This is a genomic window from Paraburkholderia sediminicola (assembly GCF_902859805.1).
In the GTDB taxonomy this organism is placed as follows: Bacteria; Pseudomonadota; Gammaproteobacteria; order Burkholderiales; family Burkholderiaceae; genus Paraburkholderia; species Paraburkholderia sediminicola.
This window is the reverse complement of sequence record NZ_CADIKC010000003.1, coordinates 751495-767466: the sequence shown is the minus strand read 5'-3', so window position 1 is coordinate 767466 and position 15972 is coordinate 751495. Positions and strand designations below refer to the sequence as shown.

Here is a 15972-nt window from a genome sequence, read left to right as displayed (position 1 = left end):
ATGATGAAAATGTTGAAGAACCCTGCTACCAAGTACCACTCGTTCAAGCCCATCAATTTGACCGACCGCCAGTGGCCGTCGCGCGTCATCACGCGTGCGCCGATCTGGATGAGTACCGATCTGCGTGACGGCAACCAGGCGCTGTTCGAGCCGATGAACGCGCAACGCAAGATGCGCATGTTCAAGACGCTGGTGCAGATCGGCTTCAAGGAAATTGAAGTCGCATTTCCGTCTGCCTCGCAGACCGACTTCAATTTCGTGCGTGAGTTGATCGAAGGTGGGCACATCCCCGACGACGTCACCATCGAAGTGTTGACGCAAGCCCGCGACGACCTGATCGAACGCACCTTCGAATCCTTGCGTGGCGCACCACGCGCTATCGTCCACCTGTACAACGCCACCGCACCGGAATTCCGCCGCATCGTATTCGGCCTCGAAAAGAGCGGCGTGAAAGAACTCGCGCAGAATGCCGCGCGCACGATGAAGCGTCTCGCCGACGCCACGCCGGAAACGCACTTCACGTTGCAATACAGCCCGGAAGTATTCAGCGGCACCGAGCTCGAATTCGCTAAGGAAGTATGCGACGCCGTATTCGACATCTGGCAACCGACGCCTGAGCACAAAGCGATCGTCAACCTGCCCGCTACCGTCGAAATGGCTACGCCGAACGTCTACGCAGACCAGATCGAATGGATGCATCGTAATCTCGCGCGTCGCGATTCGTTGATCGTTTCCGTGCATCCGCATAACGACCGAGGCACAGCCGTGGCTGCCGCGGAACTGGCGGTGATGGCGGGAGCGGATCGCGTCGAAGGGTGTTTGTTCGGCAATGGCGAACGTACCGGCAATGTCGATCTCGTGACGCTCGCGTTGAATCTGTACACGCAGGGTGTGGATCCTGAACTCGACTTTTCGAATATCAATGAAGTCGCGCGGACTGCTGAGGAATGCACGCAGTTGCCGGTGCATCCGCGCCATCCGTATGTCGGCGATCTGGTGTTCACCGCGTTCTCCGGTTCGCATCAGGACGCAATCAAGAAGGGTTTTGCCGTGCAAAAACCGGATGCGGTGTGGGAAGTGCCTTATATGCCGATCGATCCTAGCGATCTTGGCCGCACCTATGACTCGGTGATTCGGGTGAATAGTCAGTCAGGCAAGGGCGGAATTGCTTATTTGCTCGAGCAGGGTTACGGGGTTGTGTTGCCGCGGCGCCTGCAGGTTGATTTTAGTTCGGCTGTGCAGCGCTATACCGATGATAGCGGGCAGGAAGTGACGCCCTCGCAGATCTGGGAATTGTTCCAGCAGGAGTATGTGCATAGCGCTGAGCCGATTCATTATGTTGGACATAGTCTGTCGGAGCGCGGCGATCGGGAACATATCAAGCTCACCGTCGATATCAATGGCTCGCGGCGCGTGTTGAGTGGTGAAGGGAATGGGCCGCTTGATGCGTTGATGCATGCTATTGGGGTGCCGGTGCGGATTCAGCATTATGAAGAGCGTGCCTTGACCCAGGGCGCTGATGCGCGGGCTGTTGCTGTCGCTGAGATGGCTGGGGCTGATGTGGCTGGGAGTGCTTTCGGAGTTGGGATTGATGCCAACCTGGTGACTGCTTCTATTCGGGCTGTTATTAGTGGGGTTAATCGAGCCTATGCTCGGTGTGGTGCTGATGCGCAAGGGCGGTTTTTTGAGGTCGCGCTTGCTGGTGACGCGGAGCGGTTGGCGGTTTGAGGTTTTTTTTCCTGATCTGGGTTTGGTGGCTTTCCTTGTTCTGGCCTTCGTGCCTTTCCTTGTTTTGGTAGTGGTCTATTAGCGTTGCCCCTGTGCGGGGCGGCACCTACTTTTCTTTGCTTGCCGCAAAGAAAAGTAGGCAAAAGAAAGCGGCTCAAACCACTCCTGCTAAGTGGGGGCCGTGGTCTGCTGCGGGTAGTGGTGCGACTGGAATCTGGGTTCGTGCACCTGCATGCACTTGTGACAAGGGTGTCATTCTTCCCGACTCGCACCATGTGCTCGTCGGAAGAGTCTGCTGGGAAACCAGTGGAGCAGTTTTGTATTTTTCTTGAGGGGCGCTTTGGCGTCCCTCTTTTTTGTGCTCCGCTGCTGGAGATCGATACACAGAATTTGCTCCCGCTCTTCCCTCTCTTCAGTTAGCTTCGCTCTGTCCATGCGTCTGGCAAGCTGTGTGTCAGCGTGGATACGAAGCGCTCCGTTTCCGGTTCCCGCGGATTCATGAAGACGTCCCGTGATGGGCCCGCCTCGACTATCACGCCGTTGTTCAGAAACACTACGTCTCGTGCAATCGTCGCAGCCAGACGCAAATCGTGTGTCGCCATTAACATCGTCATGCCTTCTGTGGCGAGCTGCTTGAGTACGTCTACTACCTCCGCGGCCAGTCCGGGATCCAGTGCCGAGGTGGGTTCGTCGCACAACAATACTTCCGGCGATGGAGCCAGCGCTCGCGCTATTGCTACGCGCTGCTGCTGGCCGCCGGAAAGTGTTGAGGGCCATGCGTCCGCTTTTTGGGCGATGCCGACCTTCTCCAGCAATTCGTCTGCTCGTACTCGCGCCTTTTCCTTGTCCCACTTCTGTACGGTCAGCAAGCCTTCCATGACGTTCTGGCGTACCGTCAAGTGCGGAAACAACTGGAAGTTCTGGAATACCATGCCGGTGCGGCGGCGGATCGTCAGCACCTCCTCGCGCGGTGGCTTGTGGTCACGGCTGAATTCGAGGCGCTGGTCGCCAACCTGAAGTGATCCAGATTCCGGGATTTCCAGCAGGTTCACGCAGCGCAGCAGCGTACTCTTGCCGCTGCCGGATGGGCCAATCAGCGCGGTGACGTTGCCCGAGGCGAGTTGCAGATCCACCGAGTTCAACACCCGATTCTCGCCGAAGTACTTGTCGATTTTTTCCAGTCGAATCATCAGTTGCCCGCATGGAAAAGTGCGTGACGGCCGAACTTGCGCTCGAGCCGGACTTGCGCCGACGACAGTACCGAACTGAACACAAGATAAACCAGCGCTGCCTCTGTATAGAGAATCAATGGTTCATAGGTCACGGATGCGATTCGCTGCGCTGCCTGAAATACCTCGGGCACCGTCAGCACCGCGGCAAGCGAGGTGTCCTTCACCAAGGCGATGAACGAATTCGACAGCGGTGGCAACGCGACGCGCGCGGCCTGCGGCAAGATCGCGCGGCGCAGCGCCTGTTCGCGCGTCATGCCCATCGAGTACGCCGCTTCCCACTGGCCCTTCGGGATCGACTCGATCACGCCGCGTATCACTTCCGAGTTATACGCGCCAACGTTCAGCGAAAAGCCGATGATCGCCGCCGTCAACGGATCGAGCACGATGCCCACGTTCGGTAGTCCGTAGAAAATCACGAACAGTTGCACGAGTAACGGCGAGCCGCGAAACAGCCACACGTAGAAACGTACGCACGCGATCGCCCACCGCGGCCCGAATAGCCGGACCAGCGCGACGATAAACGCGAGCACGATTCCGATCGCAAACGATGCCAGCGTGAGCGGCACGGTAAAGACGAGCCCCGCATACAGCAGGGGCCACAGCGACTGCGCCATCAGATGCAACCATGCCGGCATGATTCAGACTCGCAGATGACGCTTATTGGGAGACGTCTTTACCAAAGTACTTCTGCGAAATCTTCGCGTAAGTGCCGTCTTTCTTGATGTCGGCGAGCGCCTTGTTGATGGCCGCCTGCAATTCCGGACTGCCCTTGCGGATCAGCACCGCGGACTTGTCGCTGCTGTCAGCCGACGTATCGAGCGCGGCGATCTTCACCTTCGCGTCCGGCTTGTGCTTCTTGAAATCAAGGAACGACAGCGAATCGTTGACGGTCGCATCGACGCGGCCCGAGGTCAGCAGGTCGACCGATTCGTTGAAGCCCTGGACGGGAATCACTTCGGCACCGTGTGCGGCCGCGATCTTGCCGAAGTTGCTGGTCAGCGTATTCGCCGACTTCTTGCCCTTCAGGTCGTCAAACGTCTTGATCGTCGTGTTGTCCGAACGCACGATCAGCGCCGCGTGCGAGGTGATGTACGGGTCCGAGAATTCGTACTTCGCCTTGCGTGCGTCGGTGACAGCGACTTCGTTGATCACCGCGTCATAGCGGTTCACGTCGAGACCGGCGATCAGGCCGTCCCATTTGCCTTCGACGAATTGCGGCTTGACGCCCAGGCGCTTTGCGATCTCAGTGCCGATCTCGACATCGAAGCCGGTCAGCTTGCCGGATTCATCGTGGAACGTGAACGGTGCGTAGGTGCCTTCGGTGCCGATCTTGAACACGCCCGCGGACTTGATCTGCGCGAGCTCGTCAGCAGCGAATGCCGGGCTCAGGGTCACCGCTTGCAGCAGCGCGATCAGCAGAATGGAACGAATCGACTTCATCTGGAGGCTCCGTAAAGTTTGCTACGTCAGTTGCATGGTTTTGTGTGCGGCATCCCGCCGGCGGTCTGGCCCGGCAGAGTGGGCGGACTGTAGCAAACGGTTTGCGTTTTTACAAAGGATCAGGTTTCCGATCAATATGCGCTTGCGTGCTAAGCGGACAGCCAAGGTGGCTCATACAACGTCGAATTCGACTCTACAGCAGATATGGGAGACGCGGCATGCATCGCACCACGGAATACGTGCCGGGCGCCATCGGGGAAAACGCGGGAGGGGTATCGCCGCGGCGAACGCGCGGCGTTGAAAAATAGTCGGTACGGGCGGCATTGCGAGGCCGCCCGTACAGTTTGCAAACGGCTTACCGTTCCACCGGATGCGGCTCCTTGCGCTTGTTGGCCACCCGGATCGCGTCGAAGTAAGCCGGATTCGGCGGGCGCTTCAGATACCGCCCTGCGCCACGCACTGCCCGCAGTTCGCCATCGGTCCATGCCAGCGCGCCGCGCGTGAGCGTGTGCATCGCCACTCCCTGCACCGTCATGCCTTCGAACACGTTGAAGTCGACCTTCTGGTGATGCGTCTTCACCGAAATCGTCCTGCTTGCCTGCGGATCCCACACGACCAGGTCTGCATCGGCCCCCACCTGGACCGCACCTTTACGCGGATACAGGTTGAAAATCTGTGCGGCGTTCGTCGAGGTAATGCGTACGAATTCGTTCGGCGTGAGACGCCCCGAATTCACGCCGTGATGCCAGAGCACCGCCATACGATCTTCCACGCCGCCGCAGCCGTTCGGGATCTTCGTAAAGTCCTCGCGGCCCATGGCCTTCTGCGACGCGCAGAACACGCAGTGATCGGTCGCGGTGGTGTGCAGTTGGCCCGCTTGCAAACCGCGCCATAACGCCTCGCGATGCTCCGCTGAACGGAACGGCGGGCTCATCACGTGCGCCGCCGCGCGGGTCCAGTCGGGATCGCGATACACCGCTTCGTCGATCACCAGATGGCCCGGCAAAACTTCACCGAATACCCGAAGACCTTCACTGCGGGCGCGCGCGATCGCGTCGACCGCATCTTTCGCGGACACGTGGACGATATACACCGGCACGCCTAGCACTTGCGCAATGCGGATCGCCCGATTGGCGGCCTCGCCCTCCACTTCAGGCGGTCGCGACAGCGGATGCGCCTCCGGACCCGTAAAGCCTTTTGCCAGCAATTGACGCTGTAACTGAAACACCAGTTCGCCGTTTTCCGCATGCACGGTGGGCAGCGCGCCGAGTTCGAGCGAGCGCGAGAAGCTGTTCACCAGCACTTCGTCGTCGGCCATGATCGCGTTCTTGTAGGCCATGAAGTGCTTGAAACTCGACACGCCGTGTTCGTGTACCAGCGTACCCATGTCGCGATAGACCGAATCGTCCCACCACGTCACCGCGACATGAAAGCCGTAATCTGCCGACGCTTTTTCAGCCCAGCCGCGCCATTCCTTGAAAGCCTCCATCAACGATTGCTTCGGACTCGGAATCACGAAGTCGATGATACTGGTCGTGCCGCCGGATAAACCCGCGGCCGTACCGGTGTAGAAATCGTCGCTGGCCGTGGTGCCCATGAACGGCAATTCCATATGCGTATGCGGATCGATGCCGCCGGGCATCACATACTGCCCGCCCGCATCGACGATCGTGGCGCCGGCGGGCGCCTCCAGGTCCACGCCGATCTGCAGGATCGTGCCGCCGTCCTGTGGGTCCGCACACAACACGTCCGCACGATACGTGTTCTCCGCGTCGATAATCGTGCCGCCGCGAATCAGGGTCGTCATGGTGCCGCCTCCTTATGAACTGCTGGTTTCGGTGCTAGTACTTCGTTTGCTTCGTGCGTGGTTTGTGAACACGCTCAGGCACTCGCCACGCGCGCACTCGGTCCTTTGCTCAACTTCATCCACGCGCTATATACGATCGACGCCAACGCGAGTCCGACAAACCAGGCATACGTATAGAGCGTGTTGAAAATCGCCGGCACATTCGGAAACGATGCCGGAAACGCGGTATGCAGGAAACCCGGAAGATTCGGCAGCACGCCGATCACAAGCGCCACCACCGCGCCGATATTCCAGCCGCCCGTATAGCTGTACTCGCCATGCTCGTCGAACAACTCACGCGGGTCCAGCCGTGTGCCGCGAATCAGGAAGTAGTCGACCATCAGAATGCCCGCCACCGGACCAAGCAAAGCCGAGTAGCCGACCAGCCACGTGAAGATATAGCCCTGCGTGGTGGCGAGAATCTTCCACGGCATCATCACAATGGCGATGGTCGCGGTAATCATGCCGCCGACGCGATACGAAATACCCTTCGGCCACAGGCTCGAAAAATCATAGGCCGGACCGACGAGATTCGCCGCCAGATTGCAGCACATCGTATCCAACGTCAGGATGATCAGCGCAAGGCCGACGCCGATGCCCGTCATGCGGCTCGTCAGATCGATCGGGTCCCAGATTGCCTTACCGTAGATCACCACGGTCGCCGACGTCACCACCACGGAAATCACCGAGAGCAAGGCCATCGGCACCGGCAACCCAATCGACTGGCCGATGATCTGGTCGCGCTGCGTTTTGGCAAAACGCGTGAAGTCGGGGATGTTCAGTGCGAGCGTCGCCCAGAAGCCCACCATCGCCGTGAGGCCGGGCCAGAACGTCACCCAGAACATCCCTTCTTTCTTGCCGCCCGGTACGAACTGCGACGGCGCCGACAACATCGAGCCGAGACCGCCCGCCTTCGAGGTGGCCCACCACACCAGCGCGATACACATCACGATCTTGATCGGTGCAGACCAGCTTTCGAGCCAGCGAATCGAGTCGGTGCCGTGCACGATGAAATAGATCTGCAGCGCCCAGAACACGAGGAAACACGCGAGCTGCGTGAGTGAAATGTCGAGGAACGGCAAGGCCGCGCCGTGCAGCGCGTTGCCGGTCAGAATGTTCAGCAGCGTATAGATCGCACTGCCGCCGAGCCATGTCTGAATGCCGTACCAGCCACACGCGACGATCGCCCGCAGCATCGCCGGCAATTTCGCACCTTGCGTGCCGAAGGAGGAACGCACCAGCACCGCATACGGAATGCCGTGCTTCGCGCCGGCATGCCCGATCAGCAGCATCGGCACCAGCACGATCAGATTGCCGAGCAACACAGTCGCCACTGCCTGCCACGGCGACATGCCCTCCTCCGTCAAACCGGCCGCGAGCATGTATGACGCGATGTTCATCACCATCCCCACCCACAGCGCGGCGAAGTGATACCACCGCCATGTGCGCTGTGCGACGCCGGTCGGCGCAAGGTCGTCGTTGTAAAGACTGCTGCCCTGCGCGCCGGCCGCAAACTGCGGATCGACGGGTTGCGCTGTCTGCTTCATCGAAAGATCTCCACTGATCGTTGCGGCCTGCGCGGCTTCTGATGGCGCGTCAGGCCTTAAGGGAAAATTACAGGTTCAGTACAAGCGCTTCGTTTCTTCTCTTTTCCTGCAGGTAGCTCGCGTTTCAGGCTGCTTTTACTGCGTGGGCATCGGCATGCTCCGCGGCTTCAACGGCGTCCGACTTGCCGCCTTCAGCGGCATTCACCCGCGCAGGGTTGTTCGGATGCGTGGTCCAGTTCGCGTACTCGCCACTGTCCACGCGCTCCATCGTGATGCACTGCTCGACCGGGCACGCATGCATGCACAGATTGCAGCCGACACATTCGGAGTCCATCACTTCAAAATGCCGGACGCCATCTTTTTCTTTCATGATCGCCTGGTGTGCGGTGTCTTCGCACGCGATATGGCAGAGACCGCACTGGATGCACTTGTCCTGATCAATGCGCGCCTTGATGTCGTATTTGAGGTTCAGGTACTTCCAGTCGGTGACGTTCGGCACGGCGCGGCCGCGAATGTCGTCGAGCGTCGCGTAGCCTTTCTCGTCCATCCAGTTCGAGAGGCCATCGGTGAGATCGGAGACGATACGGAATCCATAGTGCATCGCCGCCGTACAGACCTGCACGCTGCCTGCGCCGAGCACCATGAATTCGGCCGCATCGCGCCACGACGAAATACCGCCGATGCCGGAGATCGGCAGATTGGGCGTTTCAACGTCGCGCGCAATTTCGGCCACCATGTTCAGCGCGATCGGCTTGACCGCCGGACCGCAATAGCCGCCGTGCGTGCCTTTGCCGTCGACCATCGGCAACGGCGACATCGCGTCGAGATCCACTGCGACGATCGAGTTGATCGTGTTGATCAGCGACACGCCGTCCGCGCCGCCTTTATAGGCCGCACGCGAACCGAGGCGGATGTCGCTGATATTCGGCGTGAGTTTGACGAGGCATGGCAGCTTCGAGCCCTCCTTGACCCAGCGCGTGACCATCTCGATGTACTCGGGCACCTGACCGACCGCAGCACCCATGCCGCGCTCGCTCATGCCGTGTGGGCAGCCGAAATTCAATTCCACCGCATCGGCGCCGGTATCTTCGACGAGCGGCAAAATCCACTTCCAGTCGCGTTCGTTGCACGGCACCATCAGCGAGACGATCATCGCGCGGTCCGGCCAGTCGCGTTTGACCTGAGCGATTTCCTTAAGGTTGACGTCGAGCGGACGGTCCGTGATCAGTTCGATATTGTTCAGGCCCGCGATGCGCTGACCGTTCCATTGCACTGCACCGTAGCGCGAGCTGACGTTCACTACATGCGGGTCGAGGCCCAGTGTCTTCCACACAACTCCGCCCCAGCCCGCTTCGAACGCGCGGTTCACGTTGTAGGCTTTGTCGGTCGGCGGCGCGGAAGCGAGCCAGAAAGGATTCGGCGATGTGATGCCGGCAATCGTACAGCGCAGATCGGCCATGTTCGGCTCCTTGGGGACTGCTTGTTTTATCCTGGTGTGATGCCTGGCTTAAGCGGCTTTGACTGCTGTGCGGGCGAACTGGGCGTCAATCGCGGCGGCGGCAATCTTGCCGTCCTGCACCGCTTGTACCGTCAGATCGATCCCGCCAGTCGCCGCGCAATCGCCACCCGCCCATACGCCTGGCAACGAGGTTTGTCCGTTGGCATCGACTGCGATACGGCTGCCGTCCAGCGTCAACAGTTCGCGCTCGATGCCGACCGGCACCAGCGTCTGTCCGATTGCCTTGAGCACCATGTCGGCTTCGACCACGAAGCGCTCCTGACTGCCATCGCCTGACGCACGCTCGAATTCGACAGCCGTCACCACGCCGCCTTCTCCTATCAAACGCATCGGCTTTGCATGCGTGACGAGCGTGACGCCGTTGGTCTGCGCGAAATCGCGCTCGGCCCACGTCGCGCTCATCGACTCGACGCCGCGCCGATAAACCATCGTCACCGAAGTCGCGCCGAGCTTGTGGCTTTGCACGGCGGCATCCACGGCCGTATTGCCGCCGCCGATCACGACAACGCGCCGGCCCACCGGCACCGTGCCGAAGTCACTCGCCGTACGCACCTGTTCGATGAAGTCCACTGCGTTCATGACGCCGCTCAGGTCCTCACCTTCCATCGCCAATGCACGCACGCCAGTGAGACCGATCGCGAGGAATACAGCATCGTGCTGCTTGCGCAGCGCGTCGAGTTCCACGTCACGTCCAAGCGCCACGCCGTGTTTGATCTCGATGCCGCCGATCGAGCACAGCCACGCCACTTCGCGCTGCGCAAAATCGTCGACGGTTTTATAGGCAGCGATGCCGTATTCGTTCAGGCCACCCGCTTTCTCATGGGCGTCATAGATCGTCACGTTATGACCGGCCAATGCAAGCCGATGCGCACACGCAAGTCCGGCCGGTCCCGCACCGACCACCGCCACGTGTCGGCCCGTTTCAGCCGCACGTTTGAACAGCCCCTCGCCGCGCGCCATCGCCCAATCGGTCGCATGACGTTGAAGCGCGCCGATCGCGACCGGCTTCGCATCCTGATGGTTGCGCACGCAAGCACCCTCGCAAAGAATTTCGGTCGGGCAAACGCGCGAGCACATGCCGCCCAGCGGATTCGCCGACAGAATGTCGACAGCCGCGCCCTTCAGATTGCCGTTACTGATCTTGCGAATGAAACTGGGAATGTCGATTTGTGTCGGACACGCGTTCACGCACGGCGCGTCGTAACAGTAATGACAGCGGCTCGCTGCTGCGGCCGCGGCACTCGCGTCGAGCAACGGTGCGATATCGGAGAACTCGCACGAGAGTTGATCGGCCGATAGGCGCTGAGGCGCAATATCGCCGGTTTGCTTGATGGCCATACACGTTCCTTCTTCGATGTGAGGACGTAGCCGTTCCCGCCGGCTGCGCAGAAGCGGAGCCGGGGCGGCATCTTTTATAGGCACTACGGTGAGGCCGGGGATTCACCCAAAGCCCGCAACTACAACCGCTACCGCTAAAGCGTTATGAAACCGGCTCGCAGGCTCGTCCGAGCATGGCGTGCAGCAAGACGTTCGCGCCCGCTTCGATCCATTCGAAGGTCGCGTCTTCGATCTCGTTGTGACTGATCCCGTCGACGCACGGCACGAACACCATCGAAGTCGGCGCGACTTGCGACAGGTAACAGGCATCGTGTCCCGCACCGGACACCATGTTGCGATGCGGATAGCCGAAGCGTTCGGCCGCGGCGCGTACGGACTTCACGCAGGCTTCGTCAAAAGCAACCGGTGCGTAGTAAAAGATCTGCTCGAGTTCGGTTTCCAGACCGATGGTGCTGGTGATCTTCTCGACGCCTTCACGTAACGCGGCATCCATCTTCGCGAGTACCGCGTCGTCCGGATGACGGAAGTCGACGGTGAAGAACACTCGGCCCGGAATCACATTGCGTGAGTTCGGATAGACCTGCATCATGCCGACCGTCGCACAACCGAACGGCGCGTTGTCCAGCCCGATACGATTGACCAGATCGACCACGCGTGCAGCGCCAAGCAATGCATCGCGACGGCGCGGCATCGGCGTCGGGCCCGCGTGTGCCTCCTGTCCCGTCAGCGTGATCTCGTACCAGCGCTGACCTTGCGCATCGGTCACCACGCCAATAGTTTTGTGCTCGGCTTCGAGAATCGGCCCTTGTTCGATGTGCAATTCGAACGCGGCATGCAAGGGACGTCCGCCGCAAGGCAGATCGCCCGCATAGCCGATACGTTTGAGTTCCTCGCCGATGGTTTTGCCGTCCACATCCTTGCGCGAGAGGCCGTAATCCAGCGTGAAAACACCGGCGAACACCCCCGAGGCGACCATCGCAGGCGCGAAGCGCGAGCCCTCCTCGTTGGTCCAGATCACCACTTCAACCGGATGCTCGGTCTCAATGCCGTGATCGTTCAGACTGCGGATCACTTCGAGCCCGCCGAGCACACCGTAGATACCGTCGAAGCGGCCGCCGGTCGGCTGCGAGTCCGCGTGCGAACCGGTCATGACCGGCAACGCATTGGGGTTGCGCCCGGCGCGGCGCATGAACACATTGCCCATCTGATCGACACTGACCGTGCAACCGGCTTCCTTCGCCCAACTGACGATCAGGTCGCGCCCCTGTTTGTCGAGGTCGGTCAGCGCCAATCGGCAGACGCCGCCTTTGGGCGTCGCGCCGATCTTCGCCATCGTCATCAGGCTGTCCCACAGCCGCTTGCCGTCGACCTTGATCGACGTAGCGGGTTCTGCGTGCTTCAGCGCTTCGGATACCGCGTTCATTCGTCTCGCTCCTTTCGGTGAACCGACATGAAACTGGTGCATTGGCGGCGGGTTTTGGGGCGTGGCCGCACGGCGGCGGTGCACACTCGATGCCTTCGATCGCCTCTTATACAGAGGGCAAACCCTAGGGCATCTCCCGCTCTCTCAATCCTGTCCAGTTGGACAGGTTGTAGACGATTAAGCCCGCCAAATCAACACCTTTCGTACGGTGGGAAACATAGCGAGAAGCGTGCCATTGCACCGCAGCACGCATTTTTCGACGGCCTCGAATGCGCGTGTCCATCCGCGCTCAAACGACTAGAATGAAGCGCGACGCGGCACACATGCCGATGAAAGCCAACATGAGAGACGACAACGTGGCTGCCGACATCACGGAAAACGACGAGACACTGGACGAAACTCGCGCACCTTTGCGGCGGCGCAAGGCGCACATTCGCGAGTCGAATGAAGCGCATTTGTTGGCGTGCGCCGAAGCGGTTTTCGCCGAGCGAGGACTCGACGGAACCAGCACCGCGATGATCGCGGAGCGCGCAGGCTTACCGAAAGCTAACCTGCATTACTACTTCCCGACAAAACTCGCGTTGTACCGCCGCGTGCTGGAAGACCTCTTCGAAGACTGGCACCGCGCGGCGGATACGTTCGAATGCAGCGACGATCCGGTCGAAGCGATTGGCGGATACGTACGCGCGAAAATGGAGTTGTCGCGCCGCCGGCCGTTAGGCTCGAAGGTATGGGCGAGCGAGATCATCCACGGCGCGGAGCATATGGAGGACATTCTCACGGGGCGTGTGAAGCCGTGGCTGGACAGCAGGGTGAAGGTGATCGACGACTGGATCGCGCGCGGGCTGCTGGCACCGGTGAATGCGCAGACGCTGATGTACATGATCTGGGCAACCACCCAGCATTACGCCGACTTCGACGCGCAGATCCGCGCGCTTAAAGGCAAACGTGCGTTGACGCAGAAAGCGTTCGAGGTGACGACGGAGGAAGTCGTGCAGTTGGTGATTCGTGCGTGTGGAGCGGTGTCGCCGGCGCAACACGAAGACGGCGCGGACCCGTCGAGATAAAAAAACCCGGTTGCGTTCTTTAAAGCAGCCGGGTTTTCGCACGTTCGTCTGATGCTTCTCTTGAGACTTGGCGATTCAGTACGTCTCCAGATGCAGCCGCCCTTCCCGCTTCAGCTTCATCCATAGCGCTTCCCAATCGAGCTGGTGCTGTTCGCCGATTTCCTTGAGCGCTTGCAGCACGCCGTCTTCCATCCCCTTCAACCCGCACACGTAGATATGCGTGTTGTCGTCCTTGAGCATCTGCGCGACGTCGACCGCGCGCTCGCGCATCGCATCCTGCACGTAGCGTTTGGGCTGACCCGGCGTGCGCGAAAACGCCAGATTCGTATCGATGAAATCCTTCGGCAGATTCGTCAGCGGCCCGAAGTACGGCAACTCTTCTTTCGTCCGCGCGCCGAAGAACAACATCAGCTTGCCGGTCGCGCCTTTCAGACGACGACGTCTGCGATATTCGGTCATCGCGCGCATTGGCGCCGAGCCTGTGCCCGTGCAAATCATCAGCAGATGCGAGTTCGGATGATTCGGCATCAGGAAGGTGCCGCCAAACGGGCCGATTACGCTGACCACGTCGCCCTTCTTCAGATCGCACAGATAATTCGAGCAGACTCCATCGAGCGCGTCGCCGTGCTGCTGGGACACGCGCTTCACGGTGAGAGAAACATTGTTGTAGCCGGGCCGTTCGCCATCGCGCGGACTCGCAATCGAATACTGCCGCGCGTGATGTGTGCGGCCATCGGCGGTCGCGCCCGGCGGCAGAATGCCGATCGACTGCCCCTCCAGCACAGGGAAAGGCATCGACCCGAAATCGAGCACGATGTGATGGATGTCGCTATCGGTCGAGCCGTCGGTAAGCCGGTAATTGCCGACCACCGTCGCGGTAGTCGGCGCCTTGTGCGTGTAAAGATTCACGTACGGTTTCGCCGCGGACCATGGCGGGACGACCGACCCGCGCACGGTATCGACTTCAATACCGCTTGCATCCGTCGGCGTATCGCCTGAGGCTCCGGCCGCGGCCGATTCATCTTCAGCAGCAGGCACGGCCATCGTGTTCTGCTCGGGCAACACGTCCCACTTGAACTGCTCGTCGATGGAATACGCGTCGGCTTTCAGCACGGTGCGCCAGTTATCGATCGAGCCAGTCGGACACGGTGGCACGCAGGCCATGCAGCCGTTGCAGACATCCGCCTTGACCACATAATTGTTCTCGTCGTGCGTGATCGCATCGACCGGGCAAGTCTCTTCGCAAGTATTGCAGCGAATGCAGATTTCCGGATCGATCAGATGCTGCCTGAGAACTTCGATCGATACTGGGCCGTTCATGACATCCTCCACCAGATATTCGTGCGAATACAACGCCGCACGTTTTCAATCGTCGTGCTCAGTTAAAGCGCACGTATTCGAAATCGACCGGCTGACGATTCACACCCATTGCCGGCGGCGCAATCCAGTTCGCGAACTTGCCGGGCTCCGTGACGGGCCCCATCAACGACGCGACATATGCACGGTCTTCCGGCGTCGCAAGCCACTTTGCTTCATTCGCGGCCCATTCGGTCTCGCTGACAACACGGCCATCCGGTGAGACACGGGTACCTGCAAACGTGCCGATCTGCCGATTGAACGCTTTATGCGGCACTGTCATGCGGAAATCGATGCCGGCCTTTTCGAGCACCTTGTTCCAGCGGCCGACGCCCGCCACCGAATCCTTAATGTAATCGTCGCGCAGCACTTCGTTCATGGCGTTAAGCATCGGCACTTCACGCTCGACCAGTTTGCCGTCCTGCACGTCGAGCAGCTTATAGCTTTGACCGTTCAATTGATGATCGTCGTCGCGCTTGTTCTCTTCATAGCGACCCTTCAGGCCCGAGCTGTAGAACGTGGCCGCATTAGACGAATGATCGGCGCCGAACAGATCGATCGTCACCGAGTAATGGAAGTTCAGATAGCGCTGGATGGTCGGCAGATCGATCACACCGGCCGCGCGAATCTTCGCGACGTCGTCCGTGCCCAGTTCGTTCATCACTTGCGCCGTGCGCTGAATCACGCGTGACACACCCGATTCTCCAACAAACATGTGATGCGCTTCTTCGGTCAGCATGAACTTCGTAGTGCGCGCCAACGGATCGAAACCCGACTCGGCGAGCGCCGACAACTGAAACTTACCGTCGCGGTCGGTGAAATACGTGAACATGTAGAAGGCGAGCCAGTCCGGCGTTTTCTCGTTGAAGGCGCCGAGAATGCGTGGATTGTCTTCATCACCCGAACGGCGGCCGAGCAGTGCCTCTGCTTCCTCGCGACCGTCGCGGCCGAAGTAGCGATGCAGCAGATACACCATCGCCCACAGGTGGCGGCCTTCTTCCACATTCACCTGAAACAGGTTGCGCAGGTCGTACATCGATGGCGCGGTCAAACCCAGATGCCGTTGCTGCTCGACCGAAGCCGGTTCCGTATCGCCTTGCGTGACGATAATGCGGCGCAGATTCGCGCGATGCTCGCCGGGCACGTCCTGCCACGCAGTCTCACCCTTGTGCTCGCCGAAATGAATCTTGCGGTCCTGCTCGCCGGGCGTGAGGAAGATGCCCCAGCGGTAGTCCGGCATCTTCACGTGATCGAAATGCGCCCAGCCGCCCGCGTCGACGCTCACCGCCGTGCGCAGATACACGTCATAGCCATGTGAGCCTTCCGGGCCCATATCGCCCCACCACGACAGAAAATTCGGCTGCCATTGTTCGAGCGCGCGTTGCAAGGCGCGATCGTCGGCGAGATTGACGTTGTTCGGAATCTTTTCGCTGTAGTTGATCGTTGACATGGTCGGTTCCTTGGTCGGAAACTGCA

The 15972-nt window shown here is 60.1% G+C and carries 12 protein-coding genes; 2 read left to right on the top strand and 10 right to left on the bottom strand.

Annotated elements, in window-relative coordinates:
* Positions 1–9: 9 nt before the first annotated feature.
* On the top strand, positions 10–1728 hold the full coding sequence (leuA, locus tag R8871_RS15890) for a 2-isopropylmalate synthase (protein ID WP_175051278.1): 1719 nt from the start codon (positions 10–12) through the stop codon (positions 1726–1728).
* 416 nt (positions 1729–2144) lie between these two features.
* On the opposite strand, the gene R8871_RS15885 is transcribed toward leuA, so the two are convergent.
* The 8 genes from R8871_RS15885 to R8871_RS15850 form a co-directional block, all read right to left on the bottom strand.
* Entirely contained in the window at positions 2145–2918 is a 774-nt protein-coding gene (locus R8871_RS15885; protein WP_175051277.1) for an amino acid ABC transporter ATP-binding protein, read from the bottom strand.
* Positions 2918–3595 (bottom strand): amino acid ABC transporter permease, encoded by a 678-nt coding sequence (locus R8871_RS15880; RefSeq protein ID WP_154559079.1) that lies wholly within the window; start codon positions 3593–3595, stop codon positions 2918–2920. The genes R8871_RS15885 and R8871_RS15880 overlap by 1 nt, the downstream gene beginning before the upstream one ends.
* Positions 3596–3617: 22 nt before the next feature.
* Entirely contained in the window at positions 3618–4400 is a 783-nt protein-coding gene (locus R8871_RS15875) for an amino acid ABC transporter substrate-binding protein (protein ID WP_175051276.1), read from the bottom strand.
* Between the two features lie 355 nt (positions 4401–4755).
* Positions 4756–6207: a dihydropyrimidinase gene (hydA, locus tag R8871_RS15870; protein ID WP_175051275.1), complete on the bottom strand. Its 1452-nt coding sequence runs from the start codon at positions 6205–6207 to the stop codon at positions 4756–4758.
* 74 nt (positions 6208–6281) lie between these two features.
* Positions 6282–7793, bottom strand: coding sequence for an NCS1 family nucleobase:cation symporter-1 (locus R8871_RS15865; RefSeq protein ID WP_175051274.1), 1512 nt, complete (start codon positions 7791–7793; stop codon positions 6282–6284).
* Positions 7794–7917: 124 nt separating this feature from the next.
* Positions 7918–9252: an NAD-dependent dihydropyrimidine dehydrogenase subunit PreA gene (gene preA / locus R8871_RS15860; RefSeq protein WP_175051273.1), complete on the bottom strand. Its 1335-nt coding sequence runs from the start codon at positions 9250–9252 to the stop codon at positions 7918–7920.
* 48 nt (positions 9253–9300) lie between these two features.
* Positions 9301–10650, bottom strand: a complete 1350-nt coding sequence (locus R8871_RS15855; RefSeq protein ID WP_175051272.1) for an NAD(P)-dependent oxidoreductase — start codon at positions 10648–10650, stop codon at positions 9301–9303.
* 142 nt (positions 10651–10792) lie between these two features.
* Positions 10793–12073, bottom strand: a complete 1281-nt coding sequence (locus tag R8871_RS15850) for a Zn-dependent hydrolase (RefSeq protein WP_175051271.1) — start codon at positions 12071–12073, stop codon at positions 10793–10795.
* 302 nt (positions 12074–12375) lie between these two features.
* Here R8871_RS15850 and R8871_RS15845 point away from each other — a divergent pair, with 302 nt between their 5' ends.
* Positions 12376–13140, top strand: a complete 765-nt coding sequence (locus tag R8871_RS15845; protein WP_175051330.1) for a TetR/AcrR family transcriptional regulator — start codon at positions 12376–12378, stop codon at positions 13138–13140.
* 75 nt (positions 13141–13215) lie between these two features.
* Here R8871_RS15845 and boxA read toward each other — a convergent pair whose 3' ends face one another.
* Positions 13216–14460: a benzoyl-CoA 2,3-epoxidase subunit BoxA gene (boxA, locus tag R8871_RS15840; protein ID WP_175051270.1), complete on the bottom strand. Its 1245-nt coding sequence runs from the start codon at positions 14458–14460 to the stop codon at positions 13216–13218.
* Between the two features lie 58 nt (positions 14461–14518).
* Positions 14519–15946: a benzoyl-CoA 2,3-epoxidase subunit BoxB gene (gene boxB, locus R8871_RS15835; protein ID WP_175051269.1), complete on the bottom strand. Its 1428-nt coding sequence runs from the start codon at positions 15944–15946 to the stop codon at positions 14519–14521.
* Positions 15947–15972 lie beyond the last annotated feature (26 nt).

What these genes read in the sequence shown, in the direction of transcription:
- R8871_RS15865 (WP_175051274.1), bottom strand. Translation starts at nt 7,793, where the DNA reads ATGAAGCAGACAGCGCAACCCGTCGATCCGCAGTTTGCGGCCGGCGCG.
- preA (WP_175051273.1), bottom strand. Translation starts at nt 9,252, where the DNA reads ATGGCCGATCTGCGCTGTACGATTGCCGGCATCACATCGCCGAATCCT.
- R8871_RS15845 (WP_175051330.1), top strand. Translation starts at nt 12,376, where the DNA reads ATGAAGCGCGACGCGGCACACATGCCGATGAAAGCCAACATGAGAGAC.
- R8871_RS15875 (WP_175051276.1), bottom strand. Translation starts at nt 4,400, where the DNA reads ATGAAGTCGATTCGTTCCATTCTGCTGATCGCGCTGCTGCAAGCGGTG.
- R8871_RS15880 (WP_154559079.1), bottom strand. Translation starts at nt 3,595, where the DNA reads ATGCCGGCATGGTTGCATCTGATGGCGCAGTCGCTGTGGCCCCTGCTG.
- R8871_RS15885 (WP_175051277.1), bottom strand. Translation starts at nt 2,918, where the DNA reads ATGATTCGACTGGAAAAAATCGACAAGTACTTCGGCGAGAATCGGGTG.
- leuA (WP_175051278.1), top strand. Translation starts at nt 10, where the DNA reads ATGTTGAAGAACCCTGCTACCAAGTACCACTCGTTCAAGCCCATCAAT.
- boxA (WP_175051270.1), bottom strand. Translation starts at nt 14,460, where the DNA reads ATGAACGGCCCAGTATCGATCGAAGTTCTCAGGCAGCATCTGATCGAT.
- R8871_RS15855 (WP_175051272.1), bottom strand. Translation starts at nt 10,650, where the DNA reads ATGGCCATCAAGCAAACCGGCGATATTGCGCCTCAGCGCCTATCGGCC.
- boxB (WP_175051269.1), bottom strand. Translation starts at nt 15,946, where the DNA reads ATGTCAACGATCAACTACAGCGAAAAGATTCCGAACAACGTCAATCTC.
- hydA (WP_175051275.1), bottom strand. Translation starts at nt 6,207, where the DNA reads ATGACGACCCTGATTCGCGGCGGCACGATTATCGACGCGGAGAACACG.
- R8871_RS15850 (WP_175051271.1), bottom strand. Translation starts at nt 12,073, where the DNA reads ATGAACGCGGTATCCGAAGCGCTGAAGCACGCAGAACCCGCTACGTCG.